Below are 25,171 nucleotides of genomic sequence, written 5' to 3'. Positions count from 1 at the left end.
ATTAGTACAGAAAACAGCTGATCATTCATAGATTTCCACTACATTTCTCTATGATTTTGTGCATTCTATATAAACTTTCTTAATTTTAATTTTATTTAATATAAAATTAATATATATTCATGTGAGACAACCTTTCATTTTACAAACAGATGTTACACTTACTAGGTTGTAAATCATAGTTTGAGAGGAAGTGGGTTTAGAATAATGGTTATTTCTCACAGGATGCAGAAATGGCTGTCCGCAGGACTGGCAATGCTGATGCTGATTGGCATCGTAGTCCCTGCCGGACAAGTTGCACAGGCAGCAACAGATAACAGTAATATTGTAATCTCACAGGTTTATGGCGGCGGAGGCAACAGTGGCGCTGAACTCAAGAACGATTTTATTGAATTATATAATCCTACTGACAAGGCGGTGAGCCTCGACAACTGGAAGGTGCGTTATGCAAGTGCCAGCGCGAGCGGCGATCTTGCTACAACGAAAAACATCACCGACTTGAAGGGAACAATTCCCGCTAACGGCTACTTCCTGATCCAACAGGCAGCAGGAACCGGCGGTACCAAGGAACTCCCCACTCCGGATGCAACAGGCTCTTTAGCCCTGGGCGCTGCCGGCGGTAAAGTTGACCTCGTTAACAGCGCAGGTGTAAGCGTTGATATGGTAGGTTTTGGTGCATCTACTGCATATGAGGGCAGCGGTCCTACTGAACCGACTAGCGCAGTACTTGCCGCTATCCGGCAAGCTGCCGACAACGCTCCGGCTGACAGCCGCGGCCTGGACACGGACAACAACGCTAACGACTTTGTAGTCCAAACTCCCGACCCGCGCAACAGCAGCTACGGCATCAAGCAAGCTGTAGAAGCCGTAACCGCTTCACCGGCATCGGGTGCCTGGCCGCAAGGCACAGCAATTATCCTTAACACAGCTACAGTAGGCGCAACAGTCTATGCAACAGTTTACATAGACGGCGCCTCAGCCGCATACACCCCGTACAGCGGACCTATCCAGCTGAACGCGCCGACTACAATTAAGGCATATGCCTCTGTCTCGGATGAGGTATACAGCACGGTATCGACTTTTGACTATTCTATCCTGACAAAACAGAGTATCGCCGCTGTCAGACCTGCGGAAAAAGGCGACAATGTATGGACTGAAGGCGTTGTAACCCGTATCGACGGTGCGAAAACGTACATTCAGGATAACACAGCAGCAATTGTGCTCTACGGGTTCCCGGCTTTTGCACAGGTTGGTGACCGTGTAGAGGTTCAAGGCGCAATGGATATCTATAGTAACCTGCAGGAGCTTAAGACAGTTACCGGCCTTACTTACAAGGTGACTGCCGAGAACGCAGGCGTTCCGGCTCCCAAGCTGATCACCGCTGCTGATCTTTCATCCGCTAACGGCGAAGCTCATGAAGCTCAGCTCGTCACGCTCAAGGATGTAACCATCAACAGTAAAGACGGAAGCACTGTCATTGCCAGCCAGGGCAATCAGACATTCACTATTTACTCCGGTCTCTCCCAGCTGGCGGCAGGTAAACATTTTGACCAGATTACAGGTGTAATTGAGCAATTCAACTCGACTTATCAGTTCATTCCGCTGGGTGCAGAAAGTCTGGTAGAGGAGCTGTTCTCCGTCATTGCCAGCCCGGGTGCGGGTCCAATCATCACCGGCGGACAAGTCACTCTTTCCAGTCCTACTGCCGGAGCAGCAGTACACTACACCACTGATGGCACTACGCCGACAGCTTCAAGCCCGCTCTATTCAGCACCCATCACTGTCGGCAAAGACATTGTGATTAAGGCAGTTGCTGTGTTGGGCGGCCAGACCAGCAAGGTCTATACGTTTGAATACAAAGCTTCAGAACAGCCGCGTATCCATGATATTCAGGGCGAATCCCATACCTCCAGCTTTGTCGGACAAACGGTTACGGATGTGGAAGGTATCGTTACGGAGCTTGGATATACGTTTGCCAACGGCAATTATAAAGGCTTTTTCATCCATGATCCTAAGCCTGACAATAACATCAACACCTCGGAAGGGATTTTCGTATACAGCACCAACGCCAGCCTGAAGCCCGCTATCGGGGATCATGTGGCCGTTACGGGTCTTGTGTCCGAGTACAATGAAGGAAGCAGCAGCAATCTGACTTCCACCCAGATTACACTCAGCTCGATTAAGACGATTGCCAAGAATGTAGAACTGCCTGCAGCTGTAGTGCTGGGCAAAGGCGGACGGATTATTCCGGACTCCATCATCGACAACGATGGTCTGACTCTTTTCCAGCCTTCTGAAGATGCTGCAGATTTCTACGAATCCCTTGAAGGCATGCGGGTTACCCTGCCAACCCCGACCATTATCAGCCCTTACTGGACAAGTGGCGGCGGTAATTCAATGGTTTACAACATTCCTGTAAGAGTAGAAAATACAACCCAGGATGTAATTACATCTGCCGGAGGACTTGTCCTGAAGGGATCAGATAACCTTAATCCCCAGCGCCTCCTGGTCGCTTACGGCGATCCCGGACAGCAAGTAGGTACAGGTGACAAGTTTAACGGTAATGTTACAGGTGTGATCGGCTACAACAACGGCAATTACAAGGTTATCCCAGACAACGGAAGCCTTCCAGGCATTACACCAAGCACCTTCAAGCAGGAAACTTCAACGATTACTGTCGATGAGGACAAGCTGCTGATTGCTTCCTACAACATTGAGAACTACTTCCCTGGAGTTGGAGCAGCAAAGATTCAGAAGCTGGCCGAGTCCATCACTCTAAATATGAAAAAACCGGATATCATCAGCGTTGTTGAAATGCAGGACAGCGACGGCGAAGGCGATAACGGTAACGTTGAGGCCAGTGCAGCCGAGCTGATTCAGGCGATACAGGCAGCTGGAGGCCCGGCGTACACATACGTTGATATTGCTCCGGTTAATAATGCAGACGGCGGAGCACCGGGCGGAAATATCCGTGTCGGCTTCCTTTACAATGCAGCGAGAGTCAAGCTGTCTGACAGCATCAATGGTCAAAAGGGCTCTGCAACCCAGGCTGTCGGCTACGATGCAGCCGCTGATGAGCTTACCTACAATCCGGGAAGAATCGACCCGAATAATACTGCTGCTTTTGCCAGCTCGCGTAAGCCGCTTGCGGCCCAGTTTGAATTTAATGGTGAAAAAGTGATCGTCATCGCCAACCATTTCAACTCCAAATCCGGCGATAATGGTCCATTCGGAAACGTGCAGCCGCCGGTGCTTTCCAGTGAGGTCCAGCGTCACAAAATAGCTGCAGTGGTGAACGGTTTTGTCAAAGAAGTTCTGACAGCCAACCCTTCTGCGAACATCGTCGCGCTTGGTGACCTTAACGATTTCCAGTTCACTCAGACGGCAACGATTCTAAAAGGCAAAGAGCTCGATAACCTGATTGACAAGCTGCCGCTGAATGAACGTTACACTTATACCTATGACGGAAACTCCCAGGTGCTTGACCACCTGCTGGTAAGCAAAAATCTTACAGCCTCCGCCGAGATTGATGTCGTGCACCTCAATGCCGACTTCCCGGAATCACGCGGAAGAGTCTCCGACCATGATCCGGTTCTGGCACAGCTCGATCTGAATGCAGACTTCTCCCTGAGAGTACTGCACACGAACGACACGCACAGCCATCTGGAAACAGTCGTTAAACGGATGACAGCAATCAAGCAGGAACGCACCGGCAACTCCATCCTGCTCGATGCAGGGGATGTATTCTCCGGCACCCTGTACTTCACCAAGTTTGAAGGACTGGCTGACCTGGAGTTCATGAACTACATCGGCTACGATGCCATGATCTTCGGGAACCATGAGTTTGATAAAGGCCTGCCGACACTCAGAGCCTTCATCGACAAAGCGAAGTTCCCTTTCATCAGCTCCAATATCGACTTCACTACGAAGGAAAATGAGCTGAAGGATATTTTCGTTAACAAGGTTGGCGGTTCAGATTCTGCTACTCCGGTAGAGAACGGCCATATCTATCCATCCGTTATTAAAGAAGTTTATGGTGAAAAAGTCGGGATCTTCGGCCTCACCACTGAAGATACTGTAGGCCTATCCTCACCGGGCGACAACATCGCCTTCAAGGATTACAAGACCAGCGCCGAGAACACAGTCAAAGCTCTGCAGGCACTGGGCATTAACAAAATCATTGCCGTATCCCACCTGGGCTACAATGTGGATCAGAAGCTGGCTGTTGAGGTTCCGGGCATCGACGTTATCGTCGGCGGACACACCCACACCAAGCTGGACGCTCCGGTTATCTTCAACAAAGACACTGAGCCAACTCTAATTGTACAGACCGGTGAATACGGCACGTACCTCGGCGAGCTCGATGTGAACTTCGACGACGCGGGCGTCATCACAACGTACAACGGCAAGCTGATCGACACGACAAAATATGCGGAAGATGCGACTGCCAAAGCGATGCTCGTGAAATACGACGCTGAGCTGGCGGCAATCCGTCAGACTGTAGTCGGCAAAACCGACGTTCCGCTCGTTTACGACCGGATGATCAACGGCAAGCTAACCCGGGTCGTCCGGAGTGAAGAGACCAACCTCGGAAACCTGATTGCTGACGGTATCAATGTAAAAGCCAAAGAACTAGTGAGCAAGCTGATTCCTGAAGCTGAGCAGTCCACGATCAAGGGTTACGTAGCGATCCAGAACGGCGGCGGGATCCGCGCCGGGATTGATCAAGGCGACATCACCCTCGGTGAAGTGCTGACAGTGATGCCATTCTCGAACAGTCTGGTTGCCCTGAAGGTGACCGGACAGGAAATCATCGCTGCCCTGGAGAACGGCGTCAGCGGACTGGAAAGTGATCAAGGCCGTTTTGCCCAAGTCTCAGGCATGCGCTACACCTACGATTCCACCAAGAAACCGGAAATCGTCAATGCTACAACCAATGTGGTTGAACAGGTCGGCGAGCGTATCGTCTCTGTAGAAATCAAACAGGCCGACGCAGCTACACTGCCATTGATCCTAAAGCTTACTACATCCTGTCCACCAACTCCTTTATGGCCGGCGGCGGTGACTTCTACCGTTCCCTGGCAGCTGCCAAGGCAGACGGACGTTACTATGAGCTGTATCTGCCGGACTATGAGGTCTTTACAGACTATCTGGCACAGGTCGGAACTGTAAACAATGCTACAGAAGGACGCATCAAAGATTTGAAGGGTGCAACGCCAACGCCAGCACCTTCAACTGATCCGGGCAACCCTTCTAATGGCGGCGGACCAGTGGCAACACCGTCACCTACTGCGACAGCTACACCAGCACCAACGGCAGCACCGCAGGTGACAACCCTTACTGCCGAGTCACTGACTGCCCAGTTCGCCGCACTGCCTGCAGGCAGCAATGAGCTGGTTATCCCGCTGACCTCTACAACAGGCGGAGCCCAGGCGGTACTTCCGGCCAGCGTGCTGATCCAGCAGGCTGCAGCCAAACCAGCGTCAGTGCTTACCTTCAGTACGACAGACGGAACCTCTTATTCGCTTCCGCTCCGTCTTGTGAATGGAACAGCACTTGCCGCGCAGCTTGGCACGAGTAACTTTACGATCACTGTATCCATTCTGCCAGCCGGCACAGCTACGCTGAGCAGTGTGAATCAGGCCCTTGCTGCACAAGCAGGTTCAGTTACCCTGGCAGCGCCGGTAATTGAGTTCTCCATTTCCGCTCAGGCCGGCAATAGCAGCGTGCCGCTGAACAGCTTCGGCAGCACCTACGTAAGCCGCACTATCAAGGCAACACAATCATTGAATCCGGACAATGCGACTGCTGTCTCCTTTGATCCGGCAACCGGTAAGCTTTCGTTCGTGCCTTCCGTATTCACTACCCAGGCTGACGGAACTACCGCGGTTACGATCAAACGGAACAGCAACAGCTATTACACCGTTGTCCAGTCCAGCAAGACGTTCGGAGATATCACCAGCCATTGGGCCAAATCGGCTATTGATCTCCTTGCATCCAAGCTGATTATCACCGGAACAAGCGATACGGCCTTCTCACCTTCACAATCGGTGACCCGTGCAGAATTCGCTGCCCTGATTACCCGCTCGCTCGGTCTGGCAACAGTAAGCAGCGGTACCAACTTCAGTGATGTCAATGCAGGCGCATGGTATGCGGATGCTGTACACACCGCAGCGGCTGCGGGACTGATCACCGGGTACACAGACGGCAGCTTTAAGCCGAATAGCCCAATCACCCGTCAGGAGATGGCTGCGATTCTGTCCAAAGCCATGAAATACACCGGCAAGTCACTGAACAGTGACCCTGCGGCGCTGGCCAAATTCAGCGATGCCGCTTCCCTTCCTGCCTGGTCTCAGGCGGCAGTAGCCGAAATGGCTGCTGAAGGCATTATCCAGGGACTGCCGGACGGCTCGTTTGCTCCGGAGAAATCAGCTACCCGCGCGGAAGCTGCTACGATGCTGGAGAAGACCCTGCTGGCGCTTGGCTTTATCAACTAAAAGCTGCGTAACCACAAAAGAGGCGGTTCCCCCGGATGTGAATAGCATCCGGGAGGAGCCGCCTCTTTTTTTTGACGCAAAAGTATTATTCAGCCGCCGTGCTGCGCATTTCGGATTTCGTCATGCCATCCTGGTGCGGGCAAGCATATTATTACTTGAAACATCCAATTAGTTCGCTTATACTAAAACAAATAAGTTGTTCTATATTTATAGAACTTATTCTAACTGAGCCAGAAATTCTACTTTTGAAATGAGGGCCACGCTATGAGCTACAGTGTTGAAGTTGATTTTGCACCTATGTATGAATGTATCGCCAGTCTTAACGCATTTCTTTACAAACAGAATCATACTGCCATGGACGCCGGTAAGCTGTGGGTCCGTGAAGTGCAGGACCGGTTCGCCCCGGTGCAGCTTCAGAAGATGCGGGAGGTTATCGCCCTGGCCGAGGATTTCAATCTGAATCCCTATATCTGGAGCTGTCCGGGTGAGCGGACGGTCCACGGATTCCTAAGCTGGTTCGAGGATCTGACTACAGGGGAGCTATTTGAGATTTCCGGACGCTTCGGCCAGTCCGTCCCTGCCAATCTTCCCGAACTGCGCAGCAGCGCGGCTGAGATGCTGCGCGTATGGGATGCCGGCTATTTCAGAGGTATTGATCCGCAGATTCTTGCGGGACTGCAGAGCGAAGCAGACAGCCGGAGAAAGACGCTCGGAGGCGGGAATGACATGGAGGTTTATGAACAGGCAACTGCCGGGATGCGCCTCTATCCGGCAGAGCAGCTGAAGCAGGTTATTCTTATTCCCCAGTATCACCCCCGGCCGCTCGTTACCACAGCTTTTTATGATGAGTTTGTATTTACCAGCTACTCCTGTGACGTCCTTCCTCCGGAGGAAGGACGTCCGGCTGCGGCGCTGCTGCGGCTTACCCGGGCGCTGTCCGATGAGACGCGGCTGTACATTCTCCGGTTGCTTACGAGCCAGCAGCTGAGCTTCACTGAAATCGTCAAGCAGGTGGGCCTGTCCAAAAGCACAATCCATTACCATCTGATCGCCCTGCGCGCAGCAGGGCTGGTCATCGCCCACGTCAGCGGCAAAAGCACAGCCTACAGCCTGCGGCTGGAGGCGCTGCGGGATCTGCCGCAGCAAATCGGATCTTATCTGGAGAGCTAATCCGGATGAATAAAGGACGGGATTATGTGTGTTCAAACAAAAAAACAGTTATTACGGGCTTTTATCCACCATATCCTTGAGCACCTTCGGGGATACCTTCGGGCTCCTGGCCATGGAATGGCTGGTCTATGAGCTGACCGGCTCCAAGCTGGCCATGGGTGCTCTTGTACTCGCCTCCGGTATTCCCGAGCTCCTCATCCGCCTGCTGGGATCGCCGCTCTCCGACCGGCTGAACCGGGTACGCCTGATGGCCTTCCTCGGATTTCTCCGGCTGCTGGCCATCCTCCTGCCGCTCGGCATGGGGCTTCTCGGCCAGCTGCAGCTCTGGCATCTCTTCGCCGCAGCCATGCTTAGCGGTGCCTGCTCTGCGCTGTTCCTCCCGACGGCAACCGCCGTCGTTCCCGGCGTGGCCGGCCACCGCAAGCTGATGCGGGCATTTGCCGTCATCGAAGGCTGCAAGGGCGCCGCCGCCCTGCTCGGACCTGCGCTGGCGGGCGTGCTGACCGCATCCAGCGGGGCACTGCCGGCTCTGGGCATCAATGCGCTGTGCTATTCAGCCGCAATTGCCACTCTGTTCAGCCTGCCGAAGCTGGCCAGGCCCCGGGAAGCAGCAGGCCGCTTCTCCCTTAGGGAATACCTGGGGGAAATCGCCGAGGGGTTCAGCTTCTACAGGCAATTCCCGGCCATGCTGACTATTATGGTCCTGGTCTCCGTCAGCAATCTCAGCTCGGTTGCCATCTGGACCATGATGGTCCCTTATGTCCGTGAAGTGCTGCACCGTGATGCGGCCGCGCTTGGCTCCCTGACTACGGCATCGGCGCTTGGCTACCTGAGCGGAATCAGTATCGTCTCGCTGATCGGAGAGATCAGACGCAGACGGCCTTTCATGCTCGGCAGCCTGATCGGAATCGGGCTGGTCACCGCTTTGTGGGGACTCATTCCAAGCTATCCGTTCGCCCTGGCCGCCGCATTCATGGCTGGTGTCTTCGGCCCGTTCTTCGGCTCCCTGAGCTCCGCTCTTCACGGGCAGCTGGTCCCGGCAAGCCACCAGGGCCGGGTAAATTCCATCCGCTTCCTGATCGGCGGCGGACTGCAGCCGCTGGGCGCTTTTGCCGGTGGAGCGGCCGCCGAATTCTACGGGGTTCCGGCGCTGTTCGTAGCCGCCGGGCTGCTGCCGGTGATCTGCGCCGGGCTCGCAGCACTGCTCCCCGGCCTGAAGGCACTGGACGGTGATCTGACAGAGCTGGCGGCCGGAGCCCGGCTGGGTATTCCGGCGCCAAGCCAGGTGCAGCCTGCCAAATAAACAGCACAAACAGGCAGTGCCGCTTACGGGCACTGCCTGCTATTGCAGCTATTAATGCATTCCAAATCTTTTCAGCTTCATGAAATAAGCCTACCGGGGCCTTCCTGATCTATCTAAGTGGATTTTCACCACCTATTTAGGAGCAATCTCCCCTGCTCGGAGCTGCTAATTGGAAAAATGCCACTTAATTCTGCGTTTATCGTACTCAGGGAGCAACTGTGGCCGAAATAAGTGTCGGTTTTCCACCTAATCACTGAAAAACAATAAAAATCATCAAATTAAGTGGCGATTATCCCACTAACTGCTGGAGGCCCGCTTCTTCGGAGTTAAGCTCTATGAAGCACCTCAGATCCAGTTAAACTCCGGGGTTACAGCCTGCTTCCCTACGATTCCATAACAGCATCAGCCGACTCGTAATGACTGATGTCGCCATGCAGCAGGATCTCCGGTACGCCATCCTTGATGTCGATCCGGCACAGGCAGGTCGGATGAATATAAGGCAGCTCCCACAGCTTGTTCATCGGCCGGGCTTCAAAGTATGCCATCAGCACTTTGATTACAACTGTGTGCGTCACAATAAGCACCGTTTGCCCCTCATGGGTGCTAACAATCTCCTGCAGCTTGTTCAGCGCCCGCTCCTGCACCTGGGCGAAGGTCTCACTGCCCTCCACGCCGAATTTCTCCGGGTCTTCCCAGAAATACCGGAACTGCTCCGGTTCGGACAGCTTGAGTGCCGGAGACTCACAGCCTTCCCAGCCTCCCATGCACAGCTCCTTGAACTCGTCGCAGGCGGTTACGGGGATCTTGCGTTCTCCCAGAATGATCTCTGCAGTCCGCAGCGTCCGCGGGCTGGAGCTGGCATACACCGCATCCAGGTGCACCTCCTGCAGCCCCTTGCCGAGCCACTCGGCCTGCTGTACCCCAAGCGGAGTAAGCGGCGAGTCCTGATGCCCCTGCATCCGCTGCTGCACATTCCACTCTGTCTGGCCGTGCCGTGTTAAATAGATTGTTGTTGTTCCCATTGGTAACTCCTCCTTGAACCTGCCCTGAGCTTAATACGCTCTCTAAATTGTGCTAACTGATCACTTATCCCGAGTCCACCTAACGAGTCCCACCGGTCACCCGCACCACAGGCGGCAAAGCTGCCCAATCCCAGCTGGAATTCCTGCCCGCCTACTTCCGGTTCCGCTCCAGCCACTTCACGCCGTAGTCCACCAGCTCCCGCTGCGGCATCAGCTGGGCGCCGATGCCGCCACAAGCCCGTGACGGATCAGGCCCATATCCCGGCCGAAATCCTCTCCAAGCGCCTTGAAATCCTCCGATTCCCAGTTCAAATCCCTGAACTGCACCCATTGCCGGCTCCCGTCTACCAGCATCGGCGTGCCGGGGGTCACCTCCTGCTTCCCGGCATACTCTGCCCGGTATTCCGACAAGTGCAGGGAGGTGTTATTCAGGCTGTCTACACCCAGCAGCAGCACGCTCCCGTGCAGATCGTAAATCCTGGCCAGCGGAGAATGCTCGCCGAAGGCGTATTCCAGCGCGTGTCCGTCAATGATGAAATCCCTGTGCTTTCCCCAGGCTACAAAGGAATCGATAGGATGACTGCTCCGCTTAACCCCGCACTGCTTGCGGAACGTATCCGGGATAACACCCATACCCCGCAGCGGGGTCAGATCCGGATCATAGGCCGGCATCTGCTCACGGATCGTCTGCCACCACGCTTCCGGCACGGGCGGCCTGCTCCAGCCTGCGGGATCGGTCTGATCGGAGGACTGCGACGGCATGACGAGTGTCCCCTCCGTCCCGAGCACCTCCTCCAGAGCAAGAATAACGGCCACCGGACCGCCGGCTACCCACTGGCCCAGTGACTTAAAGGAGGAATGCAGCAGCAGGGTCATGCCCTCCTCTACACCCAGCCTGCGGAAATCAGCCGCAAGCGACTCTACTGTAATCAGATTGCCTTGTATCTCTTCCATTTCCGTACCTCCAAGCCTGCATTTCTTAATAAAGCTCCTTATCCTCCGGGCGGATGCTGCCTGCGCCGAGCAGCTTGATCCGGTATTCTCCGGGGGAGATGCCCTCCAGCTCCTTGAATACACGGGTAAACTGCTTGCTGTTCTCAAATCCGACTGCCTCCGACACTCCCGACAGCTTCATCATCCGGCTGCCTGCCAGCAGCTCTTTGGCATGGCGGATACGCACTTTTTTGAGATAGATGACAAAGCTCTCGCCGGTATAGGCCTTAAAAGCCTCACTGAAATAAGAATAGCTGAGCGATACGTGGTTACTAACCATCGCCATATTCAGCGGACGCGCGTAATGCTCCTCAATATAAGCCAGTGCCGCTTCCATATCGGCATGCTCGGTATGTGCAGACCGTATTCCTATAATATAATCGTTCACACTAAGCAGCAAATGCTCCAGCGCGCGGTAATAATCATGAAAATGGCGGTAATTATACAAATTGCCTACTGTACGGTACAGCTTCAGCACCTCAACGGAAGCCTCACCATGCACCCGGAATACCTCATCCAGCACACGTTCGTTGATGCTGCGGGCGACATTCTCCACGTAAGCCAGATCCAGATGCTGCAAATGCTCCGTCTGAAAAATATTCCCGATCAGGCTCTTAATCTCCTTTTCCCGTTCGGTTCCCAGCATATTCAGCAGCTTGCGCAGCTCCTCCTCCGGCAGAGGAAAGCTACGCCGGTCAGCACGGATACTCCCGTAATCCATAAAGCCGGACTGAGGGGTCAGAAAAGTATACTGCAGCGCACGGCAGGCCTGTCTATAGCATTCCTGAAAATCCTCCGGGTTGCCCGTTGTCTCGCTCACACCCATCAGCAGCCCTTTAATTTCCTTCGTTTCCGCGATTCTGTACAGGTTCAGGAACGCTTCAGCTCTCCCGCCAGCAAGGATCAGCTTCCCTTCCCAGTCGGTCAGAATCTCGCTGAACTGCTGCTCCAGCGGCCCCGCCAGCCGTTCCAGCAGCCCCTGCACCTCACCGGAGTTCATCCGCGTGCCGTCGCTGTAGTAATAATTTATAACGCCTACCATATACGGAAGCTGCAGCCTTCCCAGCTCCTCCAGCTGCTCAGGGGCGGGCTGCACATCCCGCTGCTGCAGCAGACGCTGGAGGCGGGCGGTACGCAGCTCCTTGCGGTAGTTCTCGGTTTCCAGCGCCTGCCGGATTGCACCGCTCTCCTGCGCCTTTCGTTCCTGCTGAATCTGCTCAAGGGTACCGAACAGCTCCTCGCGGCGGATCGGCTTCAGCAGGTAGTCCTTCACCCGGTGGCGGATCGCGCTTTTGGCATATTCAAAATCATCATGGCCGCTCAGGATAATCACAGCCGGTCGCCGGTCCGGCAATACTTCCTCCGATAAATGCTCCAAGAGCGTGATACCGTCCATTACGGGCATACGGATATCGGTAATAATGATGTCGGCCGGCTCCCGCCGGAACAGCTCCAGCGCCTCCTGGCCGTTGCCTGCCAGCCCAATCGTATAAACCGCCGGATATTCCCGTTCAATCATTGCCTTAAGACCCTGGCGGATCATTTTCTCATCATCGACGATCAGCAGTTTCTTCATCATCTCTTATCCCCCGTCAAAAGTACTTTAGGCAGCGTCATGAACACCGTAGTCCACTGCCCCGGCTCACTCTGCAGCTCCAGCCCGTAGGCCTCGCCGTAGAACAGCTGCAGCCGCTGATGCACATTTCTTAGACCGATGCCTCCCGCCTTGTAGCCTGCGGTTCCTTTACCCGAAAACTCTGTGCTCTGCTCTTCTTTGGCGTAAATGTTCTCATGGAGATCGGCCAGCCGCTCCGGCGTAAGCCCGCAGCCGTTGTCGCCAATCAGGATAAAGAGCTCTCCCTCCGATTCCGTCACATCAATACGTATGCTGCGGCCTTCCGGCTCATCCCCGCCGGTATTCCAGGCATGCTTCACACTGTTCTCCACAATCGGCTGCAGCGACATTTTCAGCACTTCGACTTCCATATAAACCTGATCTATATTCAACTCCAGATGGATGGGGTGTTCAAAACGGATATTCATAATCTCGATATAATTCTGAATATGGCGGATTTCATCGCGCAGCTTCACATATTCGCCTGTCCATTTAAAGTTATAGCGCATCATGCCGCCCAGCCAGGTCAAGGCATCGGAGATCATCCGCTGATCCTCGATTTCCGCCAGCATTTTTATATTTTCCAGCGTGTTGTAGAGGAAATGGGCATCGATCTGATTATGCAGCGTGCGCAGCTCGGCCTCCTTCGTGAGCGCCTGCTTATGCACGGCCTGGGCCACCAGCGTATTAATCGTGTTCATCAGCTTGTTAAAGTGATGCGCCAGCTCCCCGACCTCCCCGCCTCCGCGGATTGAAAGTCCCGTATAGGTCTCGCCTTTACGCACCTTTTTCATTGTTTCGGTCAGCAGCCGCAGCTTCTTGAGAATGAAGGCATTCATAACATACGCGATCAGCGTAACCAGAAAAATAAACCCGATGTTGGCGCCGATCAGCAGATTGCGGGTCTGGGAGATATGCTTCATTACATCTTCCATGGATACCACATTGATCAGTGAAGCGCCGATCCGCTCAAGCGGAGTATGAATCAGCATGAACGAGCTGCCGTTCTCCTTGTAATGAATGTCCCATTCCCCGGTCTCCCCGTAATGCTTCAGCCGCTCGGTAATGGCCTGCTCCAGCTGTGTATAGTTCTCTGTAAAAGAGTTGTCACTGCGTGTAAACAGCCGCATTCCGGAATCCGCGATGAACATCTGGGACTGGTTATCGCGTACGTCCGTATACGTCTTCGGCGTGAAATTGTTCAGCATCATATCCACTTGAATCATCCCGACATGATGGCCGGCCGGTATACTGATTGCCCGCAGCAGGGAGACCTTGGGCTGTCCCTCTGTCAATAAATTGGTGTACCGCTGCATGACATCGGGATCATTGCTCTGAAACACCCACAGCTCCCTTTCTTCAAGCTTCAGTGCTTCCTGATACCACGGCTCCTCGTACACCCGGTCTTCACGTAAAATAATCGGCCAGATCTCATACATACTCTCGTTGTTTGAGTACAGACGCAGATGCTCGATGCCCGGATTGTTCAACTGGATACGGCTTAAATTAATAAAGGTAGTGTTATTAAAATCAACGAGCTCCCCTAACGTAAGAGCGCTCTCATTTGAGAGATAGCTCCTTACAGCCGAGTCGGAATAAGCAATCTGTGCCGCCCGCTCCATCACTTCAATCTGATTGACGATGTGAAGCTTCTCCATCTGCAGCAGGTAATTGTTCTTGTCCACGGCATCACGGACATAAGTATTATTAATGGTTCTAAAAGAAAACACGGAGACAAGCAGACTCGGGCCGAGGATAATGAAAATATAAGCGGCCACCAGCCTGCTCTGCAGCGATCTGCGCCCCCACCAGTAGCTGAAGGAACTCCAAAGCTCTCTAATCCGTTTACGCATACGCACTCTCCTGTTACCGCATCATCTCAATATATAGAAGCAAACAACCCAAAAGCCCGCAGTCAGCGGGCAATTGGGTCTTATTCTATACTATTCCATACCGAGTTTCTTTTTGTTCTCCTGATACTTGGTCTGTCTGTAGGCATCGAAGGTCGCAAAGCCTTCCTTTTCCTTCTTCGCGAGGTAATCATTCCAGATCTCATCGAATTCGGCATCGGAGGAAGCCATAAGCAGCTTCGGCATTGTTTTGCCGCGGAGCTGTTTGAGCTTGGTAGCGATAATGCCTTCCGGCGAGTTGCCGGTAGGATCGATCAGCTGGAACTCGGAAGTGTTGATGGCCTTACCGCGGGTCCAGTCTTCCAGCTGCTTGAACGGTTCTACCGATTTAGGAGCCCATTGGTCGGTAATGTTCGTGTTCTGCATCATCCAGAACGTGAAGGAAGAGCCGTATTGCTTGTCGAATGCCGCACGGTCGCTGTTCATCAGCGCGAATGCTTCAGGCAGGAACTGGTCTTTGCCATCAATTGTATCATAGCTGACGCCTTTTTCACCCAGGTACAAATCTTTATTTCCTTCCTCACTGTTCAGGTAGCTGAGGAATTTGATAGCGCGTGCTTTGTCTTTTACATTCTTGGAGATCAGGGTTACTGTCCAGCCGGAGATACCAGGGCCGTTCAGGGTTGGCTGATCAAGAGCCGTATTGGAAGGTCCGTCTACAGCAATATAGGTCTGTTCAGGATTCTTCTGGTAGATCGTTCCGAGCTGGGAAGCGAAGTCCGTACGTTGGTACAGCATTGCAAAGTAACGTCCCTGTGCGATCTTTTCTTCCATTTGAGCGCGCTTGTCAATGAAGATGTCTTTAGCCAGCAGTCCGTCCTGATTAGCCTGACGGAGTGTTTTCATCCAGCGTACATACTCCGGATCGGTCTCGCGTTCATACACCTTGCCATCCTTTTCCCAAGGGATAGCCAGGAAGTTCTGCAGGTAACCTTCCAGAGAGTCGTTGCCGTTCTCCGTAAACTCATGCAGACCGAGTGGAATCAGCGGCTGGCCGTTTACTTCAGGGAATTTCTCCTGCGCCATTTTGAGGGCGTTCAGGAAGCCTTCCGGTGTTCGCATATCCGGGCTGCCAATTGCTTCATAAATATCCTTACGGACTACGAAGGTCTGGTTGGATACATAGTTTGCGCCGTACTTTTCATAGTCGGCAGGTGAGGAGGAAGAGTTCGGATAACCGTAGACATTGCCGTCCTCCTGGGTGTACCAGCCAAGCTTATCTTTATCGGAAACCTTGTAGAAGTAAGGGTCATATTCATCCGCCAGCTTGTTGAGCGGCAGCACCATATCGCCTTCGATCATTTTCTTGATTGCATCTTCCCAGAAGCCGAGGGTAATGAAGTCAGGCAGCTGGCCGGAAGCAATCATCGTATTCAGCTTTTCATTTTCGTTACCGGCAGGCACGATAAAGTTAATGTTGACGCCGGTCTTTTTCGTTACATATTGCGAGGTCGGGTCTACACCCCATTTATTTGGAAACCAGGAGAAATTCAGATACCAGTCAAAGGTGATCGGTGAAGTATCGCTTTGCCAGCCCGGCTCATCTCCCGACGGTGCAGCAGCCGTAGGTTCTGCCGAAGCCTCGGTTGTTGCCGCCGCCGTATTGGTGTTCTCCTTATTTGCGTTGGCATTGCCTCCGGCATTGTTGTTGCCTGAGCAGCCTGACGCCGACATTGCGAGCATCAGTCCCAAGAGCAGCAGCACCATTGATTTTGGCTTGCGTTTCATGCCCATGCTTATTTACCCCTTTTCTAAAATGTTATGAATGAATACCTTTATAAGCTCAACCCCGGAATCTGCTTGGCGCAGCCTCTGGAGGAGTTACCTGATTTTACACGCCTGCTGATCAGCCCTTGATTGAACCGATCATCATTCCTTTTACAAAATAACGCTGAAGGAACGGGTAGACGAATACGATCGGCAGCGTGGTGACGACCATTGTCGCCAGCTTGATGGACTGTGAGGTTACGGTCTTCGTAACGCTGCTGCCCTGCAGGGCAACCATCATCTGATTGGAGCTGGACTGGGCAACCACCCGGAACAGATACGTCTGGATCGGCTGCAGGTCCGGATTGTTGATGTAGATGATACCTGCAAAATAATCATTCCACTGATACACACCGTGGAACAGCGCGATCGTTGCGATAACCGGCATGGATACCGGCAGTACCACCCGCAGCAGAATCGACCAGTCATTGGCACCGTCGATCCACGCCGCTTCCTCAAGTCCTTCGGGAATTTCCCGGAAGAAGGTCATGAAGATAATCAGATCGAAGAAGCTGAACAAGACCGGAATAATATAGACCAGGAAGTTATCGAGCAGATGAAGATCCCGGTTCAGCAGAAAGGTCGGAATCAGTCCCCCGTTGAAGAACAGGGTGATGGTACCCAGCAGAATGTAGAATTTTCCACCGATCAGGTTTTTGCGGGACAGCGCATAAGCTACCATTGCCGTAAAGAATACGTGCAAGACAACTCCGATAACCGTCTTGGCCACCGTAACGCCCATCGCCGTCATAATGCCGGAGCTGGCAAATACCGCTTCGAAGTTTTCCAGACTGAACATCCGGGGCCACCAGTAGATTCCGCCCATCATGGCGTCATTACCATCATTAAAGGCATTAATCAGCACGTACCATATTGGATACAGAGTAACGAAGCAGATACACAGCATGACCAGGTTGTTGGCGATATCGAATATGGCTTCGCCCATCGTTTTGCGTTTGAGAGAAAACATGGTTTAAATCCTCCTTCTTCTAGAACAGTGACGTATCGTTGACTTTTTTGGTTACCTGGTTGGCAATCAGCAGCAGGATCAGTGCTATGACTGATTTGATCAACGTGACCGCCATAGAATAGGAGAAGCGGCTGGTGACAATCCCTGTATAGTAGATGTAATAGTCAATTACATTACTGGCTGTTTCGTTAAGCGAGTTGCGCAGGACCAGAATCTGGTCAAAATTGGAGTTGAGCACGCCGCTGACCGCCAGAATGAACAGAATGCTGATCGTTCCGCGGATGGCCGGCAGTGTGACGTACCACATTTTCTGAAAACGTCCTGCACCGTCGATGGTAGCGGCCTCATACATTTCCGGGGATACCCCGGCGATTGCCGCCAGATAAATAATCGCTGACCAGCCGAGCTCTTTCCAGATATCAGAGGAGATCACGATGGTCCAGAAGTAGCTTGGTTCCGCCAGATAGGAAATCGGCTTATCAATAAGGTTCAGTGCCAGCAGAATATTGTTGACAATCCCTACATCTGCAAGCCAGGTTGCCAGGATACCGCCAAGCACGACCCAGGAGAGAAAGTGCGGAAGATAGGAGATCGTCTGAATCGCTTTTTTGTAGCGGATCGAACGTACCTCATTGAGAAACAGGGCAAAAATGATAGGAAGCGGGAACCCGATCAGCAGCTTGATTAAACTGATGCCCAGCGTGTTCTTGATAACATACCTCAGATCCTCGTCCTCATATAATTCTCTGAAGTGCTGAAGCCCCACCCAAGGCGCCTCGGCAATCGATTTGACGATGTTGTATTCCTTGAAGGCGATAATCATCCCGTACATCGGAATATAGTTAAAAATAATCATCCAGGCCACGCCGAGCAGCGCCATTGTCTGCAGATGCTTTTGGGCCACCAGTCTTTTCCAGAGTGATCTTTTGCGACCTGAACCGGTTTCGATAAGAGCCGGAACGGGCTGCTTTTTCATCCGGCTAACCCCGCCGCTTGTTTTGTTCTCCATCGTATGGACCTCCAAGATAAATCTTTTTCTGTAATGTGGTTAAAAGCTTGCGTTACTCTATGTGCTTATTGTAACCGCATTCACCCTAAGGGGGAAGGTAGCGAATTTCCGGTTTGGGGTCGCAAATTTCGGGTGGGGGAAAGGCTAGTCGATCCGCTAGCCGCTGAGTAAGGGGTCCCTTTATCCCTTCGCTAACCAGCCTCCTACTTCTTACTTAGTGGGATTTTTCCCTCTACTCGTGGGCGATTGAGCTGCTTCTGGGTGAGTTAGTGGGATTTTTTCCACTATTGCGTGCTAATTGAGCTACCTTCGGCTGAAATAGTGGGACTTTTCCCTCTATTGCTTGCTGATTGAGCTGCTTTTGGCTGAGTTAGTGGGATTTTTCCCTCTACTGGGTGCTAATTGGGCTACTTTTGGTTAAGTTAGTGGGATTTTCCCCTCTATTGCCTGCTAATTGAGCTACTTTTGGTTAAGTTAGTGGGATTTTTCCCTCTATTCAGCTCGTTGCTGCGGCTAGCGGCTCAAACAAAGGGATTTTTCCCTTTGATTGGGCCCTTGCGCCCGCTGACTGCAGAATCAAAGGGATTTTTCCCTTTGATCGAGCCATTTCGCACGCTGACAGCGGAATCAAAGGGATTTTTCCCTTTGATTTGGCCCTTCTGCACGCTGAATGCGGAATCAAAGGGATTTTTCCCTTTGATTGGGCCCTTGCGCCCGCTGGCAGCGAAATCAAAGGGATTTTTCCCTTTGATCGGCCCCTTCTGCCCACTGGCAGCAGAATCAAAGGGATTTTTCCCTTTGATCGAGCCCTTTTGCCCGCTGACAGCGAAATCAAAGGGATTATTCCCTTTGATTTACGCACCGGCCACGCTTGCAGCGGAATTCCGGGGCGATTTTCACCTCCCCGGCCGCCTGAACAGCAAAAAAAGGGGGGCCTCAGCGGCCCCCCTCAAACACCTTACACCAGCTCCGCCCGGATTGCGGTGATCTCGCCCCGGCGCAGGGCTTCCGCCTCCGCACCGCGCAGCAGCGCCCCGTCAACCTGCCGGCTGCTTCCGTCGCCATAGGTCAGCGTAAGCTGCCTGATGACCGCCCGCTCCACTCCGTACGTATCGGCCCGGCGCGGGTTATGGTACGTCACTTCCGTTCCGCCCAGGAAGGTAAACATCAGCTCGCTCTGTTCATCGAACAGCCAGCCAGGGAGCGCTGGTGCCAGCTCCAGCGTCAGCTCGCCGCCCTCAAAGGCAAACATCCGGCTGCCGCCATCATTGTTTTCCACATGCTCAGGAACTCTGCAGTCGAGCCGCTGAGTCTGGCCACAAAGCCCCGGCCATGGGTCAGCGGGTCCGGATTCCCGCCCGTGCTGATAAAGGAGGAATTCTCCAGCGTGCTGCGGCCATATACGGCCGGGTCAAGGAACGGAATCAGCGAGGTTCGCATCTCACTGTAGAATTCCTCGTACAGCCCTCCCTTCAGAAGGGCCAGCAGATACTTGTAAGACATATGCAGGAAATTCGACTCCCGCTCCTGCCAGCCTGGTGTGAAGGCCCGGATGCGCCCGATCTCGTGTGATTCCGCCTCAAGCGATGCCGAGGTGCGGTACATTGAGGTTACCGGATCGAACAGGCCGCTGCCTTTAACCCTGCTATAAATCTCTTTGGCCTGCTCATGACTGTCCAGCGTTTTGAGCCAGCGGGCCGGCCCTTCCAGGAAGTACGGCAGAGCTGCAGCCTCGAATTCCTCTACTATTGCCTTAGGCAGACCATAGCCGCTGATCACCGGCTTGCCCGCTTCATCCGTTACCGGCTGGTAGCGCACCGCCTCAAAGCGGAAGTACGTCGGCACCAGCCCGCCGCCAAGCGTCACCGCCCGCTCAATCCCTGTATTTACTTTATCCAGGAATTTGCCCAATGCTTCACGGATTACAGCCAGACTTACCTCCGCCTGCTCACCGTTAATACCGAAGCGGATGCTCTCCCGGTAAGTCTCGCGTGCTGAAGCAACGGTGTCCCAATAGCCGAAGTCATCCAGCCCGCCAGCCAACAGCTTAGTTACTGCCCCCAGCACCCGTTCCAGCAGCAGCGCAATTTCTACGGGCAGCGATACTATGCCGCCGGCAGCCCCCAAGCCCGTCAGCAGCTCCTGCGCCCCTTGTGACTCCTGCAACTCCTGCGCTGCCTGCAATCCCTGTGCTCCTTGTCCTTCCTGCCATCCCTGCAAATCCTGCAATCCTTCTACTCCCTGCAAATCCTGCGCACCTTGTACTCCAGGCCATCCCTGTGCTTCCTGCATCTCCTGCAGCTCCCGTGCCCCTGCCAGCTCCCGCGCGGCCTCTACTTCCGGCACTACTAAACTCCCGAGCGCCTCCAGCATAAACACCAGCATCCGCTTGAGCTCAAACGTCTCACTCATCCCGGAGCCGAACAGGCCCGGCAGGCCGTTCATCGCATCATTCCAGCCCGGCTTATTGCCCTCCATCTCCACGCCCATGCCGTATGGGTCGAGCGTAGCGAACTTGTTCAGCGCCAGCGAGAGCATTTTGACGAACAGGCTGGTGCGGTAAATCTCCCCGGTGCCGCCTTCCGTGCGCAGCCACTGGGTATCGCCGGCCTTGCGGTGCAGCCGGTGCAGCTTTTCCTCATCCTCGAGCAGTGCGCCGTACTGCCGCACCTTGCCGCCGCTGATCACATACTTCTCGCTGCGCGGCAGCACGTAGGCAGGGCTGTCGTAGAACGTATAGGACTCGTCACCGAACAGCAGCTCTGCCAGCTTATCCGGGAATACCTCCAGATAGCCTTCAACCAGATCCAGATTGTAGGTCCAGTGATCGCTCCAGAAGCCTTCACCGAAGGCGGCCTCGATATTTTGCCGGGACAGGGCCAGCACACCGCTGAGGAATTCCTGCTCATCCGCCTTGAGCTGCACCTGATGATCCGCGATGTAATTAATCAGCTGGCCTGGTGTAAATTTGCCGAGACACAGCGCTGCAAGCTCAGCATGATGATCCGCCGCAGAGCTCTCAACCCACTCTTTAAGCTGCGCAGCATGCTCCGGCAGCACCTCAAAGCTCGTTCCCTGCACGCTTAGGGGATTATAGCCGTCCGCCTGGATCAGGCTGTAGAACATTTTGATGTTAAAGCTGCCGACCTGCGGATGATAAAACACATCATTACGCCGGTTCTGGTTCATATCGCGGAAGTTCCCGTTGCCCTGCGAATAGTACTCGGGAGCAAGCGAGAAAAAGTTATAATCCCGCTCCATATCACCGTGCTTGCGTGAATACAGATGCACGACAAACCCTTCTTTTCCATTGTCAAAAATAAACGGGTACCCGCCGCGCAGAAAATTATCGAGATAGGACTGACGGCAGTACGCGTCAAATATAGCGGAGGAGGTGCGCGTAGCGATATCCGCCGTCAGATTCTCGGTCAGCTCGGCCGCTTCCCGCATTTTGCCGGTGATATATGCGTCGCGGCAGAGCCGGTCAGCCTTGCGGTTGATTTTGTCGATGTCGCTGACATGCCCGATAATGGTGTTCAGTGTCAGCTTCCCGCCCGGAGCCAATGTCCGCTGAATACCGCTGAAGCCGCAGGGCACCTTATTTACCGGATATTGCGGCTGTGCAAGCAGCTCATCAAGCGTGAGACCGGCGAAGCGGTCCGGATAAGCAAGCGATGTATTAGCCCCGAAAATCACCTCAAAATCAACAACCGGCCGCAGCAGCTCCCCTTCCGCCGTAAACGACAGATAGAAATGGCCGTTTTGAATCTCGCTGATCTCAGCATCATCGTTTGTGCTGGACCGCAGCTTATAGAACGGAATACCATGCTCCAGATTGTAAACCTCCATCCAGCTGCGCAGCAGATTACCCATTTCCTTGTAGGCGCTGTTCGCCGATCCGTAAGGAAGAATCTCCGGCAGACCGTCCAGCAGCTCCAGAGACAGCTCTGCACCGCCTGTATTCTCAATCTCCACCCGCCGCACCAGCGCTGCATAATCATCGTTAGGCAGATTAAAATAATGAACCGTCGTTTTCAGTCCATGTCCGGCATGCTCTTCCTCAATCGTCAGCCCGTTCGGCAGGATCGTCATCTTCCGCTTCACCGCCGGATCCGGATGCGAGGACTGGAACGGCTCATAAATCTCTGCACGCTCCGCCAGCTTAATAAAGGTGCGGAACCCGGACGATGCCACGTTCTTGTAGGAGATGCTGGCCGGGGAGAACTCCATGATCGGCGAGTTTTTGTCGCGCACCCCGAAGCCGCAAACCCCCTGACCGCGGTTTACATAGAACGTCCACATGGGAATACCCTTAAGTCCGGCAAGCCCCGGCAGGAAGCTGGCAAACGGTTTATTTTCATGAAACTGCTCCATTACAAATTGGCCCGAATCAAAATAATAGCGGCTCATATCATAACCTCCTGAAATTTGGATGTGCACCTTACGAAATCACATGCGTAGCAATAGAGTGCGGCGGCAAAAGGCAACCGGCCAGCTCACTGCCAAGACCAAGCGTTGCCCTGCGCTCTTCATCGCTCTCGTTCATCAGCACAACGGCGATGCTGCCGTCAGGATTGCGGAACGCCGTGGACAGAATGCCGTCAACCGCAGATTCCAGCCCGATCCGCACAGCGCCGGGAGCGATATACTTGCTGAAGTGGCCGATGTAATAATAAGAGCTGTTGTAATGCACCTCATCCGTAACCGTGTCGGCAATCACAGGCGCGTCGCAGAAATTACCCACATGGTTCGGCCCGCCGGTCTCATCGAGCACCAGATTCCAGTCCAGATAGCCCTCTGTCCACGCGTTCAGATCACCGATCATATTCCGCCCGTAGCGCTCCCCGGTGAACCATTCCCCCAGACGCACGCCGCCCTCCTGGCAGCCCTCCGTGAACAGCACATGCTTATCCGGGAAAAGCTCATGCACCTTTGCCACCTTCTCAAACTCCTCGCCGCCGTACCAGTGGATGCCAGTCCCCCACACATACTTCGCCGCTTCCGGATCTGACAAAATAGGCGTAACCCGCTCGATCATAATGTCCCGGTTGTGATCCCAGATTACGATGTTCACATCGTCCATACCGGCTTCGTGCATGGCTGGCCCAAGATGGTTTTTGACAAAATCCCGCTCCTCCTCGGCGCTGTACACACAGGAATCCCAGGTCTGCACCGCCGCCGGCTCATTCTGTACTGATACTGCCCAGACCGGGATGCCCTCCTTGCGGTAGGCCTCGATAAACTTCGTGTAATAACGCGCCCAGACAGCGGCATATTCCGGCTTCAGCGAACCGCCGTTGTTCATTTCCCCATTGGTTTTCATCCAGGCCGGCGGGCTCCAGGGGGAAGCGAGCATCGTAAAGGAACCTCCTTTGACCTCCATGGCATCCTTAATCAGCGGCAGCACCCACTGATGGTCATGTGATATATCGAACGTGGCCAGCTCCGTATCCTGATCCTGCACATACGTATAATTGCCGAGCGCAAAATCACAGCTGTGAATATGCACGCGCCCCATGCTGTAGCCCAGGCCCTCCTCCGGGTGAAAATAGCTGCGGATCACCTCCGCCCGTCTGGCCGGACTCATCCGCGACAGCGTATAGGCCGCAGCTTCAGTGAAAGCGCCGCCAAAACCAATGATGCGCTGGAACTCCTGCTCCGGATGAAGCTCTATATCTGCTGTCTGCCCGCTGCCCCTCTGCCCGAACACCAGAGCTTCCCGCCGGCTTAGGCGCTCCCCGGTTTCTTTTGCCGTCACTACCGTTTGTACAGTTACCATCTGAACCCATCTCCTTAAATAAAATATAAAAACAAGACCTACAAAATCGAAACCGGTTTGATTGTGGCGAAAAAAAAGTGCGTCCTGGAAGAAACGCTCTATTTCTTACCAGGAGGCGCACAGGATTCCCGCTCAATCACTTCCACGGGCAGTACGATAGCCTCCATACCGTTCCCCTTGCGGTCAACCGATGCAAGCAAAACCTCTGCAGCACGGATTCCCAGACTCGCCGTATCCTGCCGGACCGTTGTCAGCGCAGGCGTCACATAGCGGGCAAGCTCAATATCGTCATAGCCCATAACCGAGATGTCTCCGGGTACAGACAAGCCGCTGTCCTTAGCCGCCATCATTGCACCGAGCGCAAGCATGTCGCCGGAAGCAAATACAGCCGTAGGCCGCTCCGGCAGAGCCAGCAGCTTTTGCATGGCAGTGTAGCCGTTCTCAAGCACATAGAACTCACCCTCGACGATATACTCCTCCCGCAGCTCATTGCCGTGACGCTTCATGGCCGCAAGATAGCCTTCCTGGCGCTGATTGCCGGGAACCGTATTCACTCCGCCCGAGATATGCGCAATCCTGCTGTGTCCAAGTGAGGTCAGATAGTCCACCGCCATCATCGCTCCGGCCATATTATCCGAACAGACGGTATGAGATTTTGGCGTCTCATAGTCCAGGATCACCGTAGGAATATTGCTCTCCAGAAGCTCGAGGAAATAAGGATCCTCATAATCGGATAGGAACACGACAACCCCGTCCACGCCATGAATCCGGCAATTCTCCAGATATCCGCTCTGCTTGCCGCCGACATCCTTTGAGATGAACATCAGGGCGTAGCCCTTGTCTACAGCGATCTGCTTAAAGCTTTCAATTACCGCTCCGAAAAAAGGATGGCGGATACCCGCTCCTGTTCCTTCCACAAAAAGAACGCCGAGCGTCCAGGATTTCTTGGTAGTCAGCGTACGGGCATGCGCATTCGGCAGATAGCCCATCTCCCGGGCCGTCCGCAGAATCTCCTCCCGTGTCTTTGCGCGCACATCGGAATAGTTATTGAACGCCTTCGATACCGTAGTCGGAGAGTAACCGGTTTTTTTGGCGATATCATAAATGGTAGTCAATCCGGTTCACCTCCAGGGTTTTAT

Annotated in this window: 15 protein-coding genes; 4 read left to right on the top strand and 11 right to left on the bottom strand. The window is 53.8% G+C overall.

The features are described from left to right. Positions 1–204: 204 nt before the first annotated feature. The 4 genes from AWJ19_RS11105 to AWJ19_RS11095 all read left to right on the top strand — a co-directional run bounded on the left by AWJ19_RS11105 (position 205) and on the right by AWJ19_RS11095 (position 8,967). Positions 205–5,169 (top strand): 5'-nucleotidase C-terminal domain-containing protein, encoded by a 4,965-nt coding sequence (locus tag AWJ19_RS11105; protein ID WP_241781691.1) that lies wholly within the window; start codon positions 205–207, stop codon positions 5,167–5,169. Positions 5,170–5,267: 98 nt separating this feature from the next. Next, positions 5,268–6,494, top strand: a complete 1,227-nt coding sequence (locus AWJ19_RS36465; RefSeq protein ID WP_241781696.1) for an S-layer homology domain-containing protein — start codon at positions 5,268–5,270, stop codon at positions 6,492–6,494. Positions 6,495–6,758: 264 nt separating this feature from the next. Then, positions 6,759–7,664, top strand: a complete 906-nt coding sequence (locus AWJ19_RS11100) for a winged helix-turn-helix domain-containing protein (RefSeq protein ID WP_068723707.1) — start codon at positions 6,759–6,761, stop codon at positions 7,662–7,664. Positions 7,665–7,692: 28 nt separating this feature from the next. Beyond that, positions 7,693–8,967, top strand: a complete 1,275-nt coding sequence (locus AWJ19_RS11095) for an MFS transporter (protein ID WP_068723705.1) — start codon at positions 7,693–7,695, stop codon at positions 8,965–8,967. Positions 8,968–9,350: 383 nt separating this feature from the next. On the opposite strand, the gene AWJ19_RS11090 is transcribed toward AWJ19_RS11095, so the two are convergent. The 11 genes from AWJ19_RS11090 to AWJ19_RS11040 form a co-directional block, all read right to left on the bottom strand. Next, complete coding sequence (locus AWJ19_RS11090) at positions 9,351–9,989, bottom strand: histidine phosphatase family protein (protein WP_068723704.1); 639 nt, start codon at positions 9,987–9,989, stop codon at positions 9,351–9,353. A 210-nt stretch (positions 9,990–10,199) separates the two neighbouring features. Continuing rightward, positions 10,200–10,943, bottom strand: a complete 744-nt coding sequence (locus tag AWJ19_RS11085; RefSeq protein WP_347231103.1) for an AAC(3) family N-acetyltransferase — start codon at positions 10,941–10,943, stop codon at positions 10,200–10,202. Positions 10,944–10,968: 25 nt separating this feature from the next. After that, positions 10,969–12,561 (bottom strand): response regulator, encoded by a 1,593-nt coding sequence (locus tag AWJ19_RS11080; RefSeq protein ID WP_347231102.1) that lies wholly within the window; start codon positions 12,559–12,561, stop codon positions 10,969–10,971. Beyond that, a complete protein-coding gene (locus tag AWJ19_RS11075; RefSeq protein WP_068723702.1) occupies positions 12,558–14,450 on the bottom strand; it encodes a sensor histidine kinase in 1,893 nt (630 codons plus the stop codon). Before AWJ19_RS11075 ends, AWJ19_RS11080 begins: the two co-directional genes overlap by 4 nt. 90 nt (positions 14,451–14,540) lie before the next feature. Next, positions 14,541–16,241 carry an extracellular solute-binding protein gene (locus AWJ19_RS11070; protein WP_068723701.1) on the bottom strand — a complete coding sequence of 567 codons (1,701 nt, stop codon included), beginning with the start codon at positions 16,239–16,241 and terminating at the stop codon, positions 14,541–14,543. 112 nt (positions 16,242–16,353) lie between these two features. Next, positions 16,354–17,244: a carbohydrate ABC transporter permease gene (locus AWJ19_RS11065; protein WP_068723699.1), complete on the bottom strand. Its 891-nt coding sequence runs from the start codon at positions 17,242–17,244 to the stop codon at positions 16,354–16,356. Positions 17,245–17,263: 19 nt separating this feature from the next. Beyond that, positions 17,264–18,220, bottom strand: coding sequence for an ABC transporter permease subunit (locus AWJ19_RS11060; protein WP_068723789.1), 957 nt, complete (start codon positions 18,218–18,220; stop codon positions 17,264–17,266). A gap of 991 nt (positions 18,221–19,211) precedes the next feature. Further along, the gene (locus AWJ19_RS35785) at positions 19,212–19,505 is read right to left on the bottom strand and encodes a hypothetical protein (protein ID WP_068723697.1); all 294 of its coding nucleotides are present in this window, start codon (positions 19,503–19,505) and stop codon (positions 19,212–19,214) included. Then, positions 19,478–22,663: a hypothetical protein gene (locus AWJ19_RS36460; protein WP_241781690.1), complete on the bottom strand. Its 3,186-nt coding sequence runs from the start codon at positions 22,661–22,663 to the stop codon at positions 19,478–19,480. Before AWJ19_RS36460 ends, AWJ19_RS35785 begins: the two co-directional genes overlap by 28 nt. A 31-nt stretch (positions 22,664–22,694) precedes the next feature. Then, entirely contained in the window at positions 22,695–24,032 is a 1,338-nt protein-coding gene (locus AWJ19_RS11045; RefSeq protein ID WP_068723696.1) for a glycoside hydrolase family 30 protein, read from the bottom strand. Positions 24,033–24,130: 98 nt separating this feature from the next. Continuing rightward, positions 24,131–25,147: a LacI family DNA-binding transcriptional regulator gene (locus AWJ19_RS11040; RefSeq protein WP_068723694.1), complete on the bottom strand. Its 1,017-nt coding sequence runs from the start codon at positions 25,145–25,147 to the stop codon at positions 24,131–24,133. Positions 25,148–25,171: the final 24 nt, after the last annotated feature.

The organism is Paenibacillus sp. DMB5 (assembly GCF_001517085.1).
Classification (GTDB): Bacteria; Bacillota; Bacilli; order Paenibacillales; family Paenibacillaceae; genus Paenibacillus_AQ.
Note: the sequence above shows the minus strand (reverse complement) of the source record. Positions and strands in the feature narration are given on the sequence as shown.

Excerpts from the sequence above, each read along its gene's own strand:
- AWJ19_RS11105 (WP_241781691.1), top strand. The coding sequence starts at position 205 with ATGGTTATTTCTCACAGGATGCAGAAATGGCTGTCCGCAGGACTGGCA.
- AWJ19_RS11085 (WP_347231103.1), bottom strand. The coding sequence starts at position 10,943 with ATGGAAGAGATACAAGGCAATCTGATTACAGTAGAGTCGCTTGCGGCT.
- AWJ19_RS11080 (WP_347231102.1), bottom strand. The coding sequence starts at position 12,561 with ATGATGAAGAAACTGCTGATCGTCGATGATGAGAAAATGATCCGCCAG.
- AWJ19_RS11090 (WP_068723704.1), bottom strand. The coding sequence starts at position 9,989 with ATGGGAACAACAACAATCTATTTAACACGGCACGGCCAGACAGAGTGG.
- AWJ19_RS11045 (WP_068723696.1), bottom strand. The coding sequence starts at position 24,032 with ATGGTAACTGTACAAACGGTAGTGACGGCAAAAGAAACCGGGGAGCGC.
- AWJ19_RS11075 (WP_068723702.1), bottom strand. The coding sequence starts at position 14,450 with ATGCGTAAACGGATTAGAGAGCTTTGGAGTTCCTTCAGCTACTGGTGG.
- AWJ19_RS11070 (WP_068723701.1), bottom strand. The coding sequence starts at position 16,241 with ATGGGCATGAAACGCAAGCCAAAATCAATGGTGCTGCTGCTCTTGGGA.
- AWJ19_RS35785 (WP_068723697.1), bottom strand. The coding sequence starts at position 19,505 with ATGTTTGCCTTTGAGGGCGGCGAGCTGACGCTGGAGCTGGCACCAGCG.
- AWJ19_RS11100 (WP_068723707.1), top strand. The coding sequence starts at position 6,759 with ATGAGCTACAGTGTTGAAGTTGATTTTGCACCTATGTATGAATGTATC.
- AWJ19_RS11065 (WP_068723699.1), bottom strand. The coding sequence starts at position 17,244 with ATGTTTTCTCTCAAACGCAAAACGATGGGCGAAGCCATATTCGATATC.
- AWJ19_RS36460 (WP_241781690.1), bottom strand. The coding sequence starts at position 22,663 with ATGAGCCGCTATTATTTTGATTCGGGCCAATTTGTAATGGAGCAGTTT.
- AWJ19_RS11060 (WP_068723789.1), bottom strand. The coding sequence starts at position 18,220 with ATGAAAAAGCAGCCCGTTCCGGCTCTTATCGAAACCGGTTCAGGTCGC.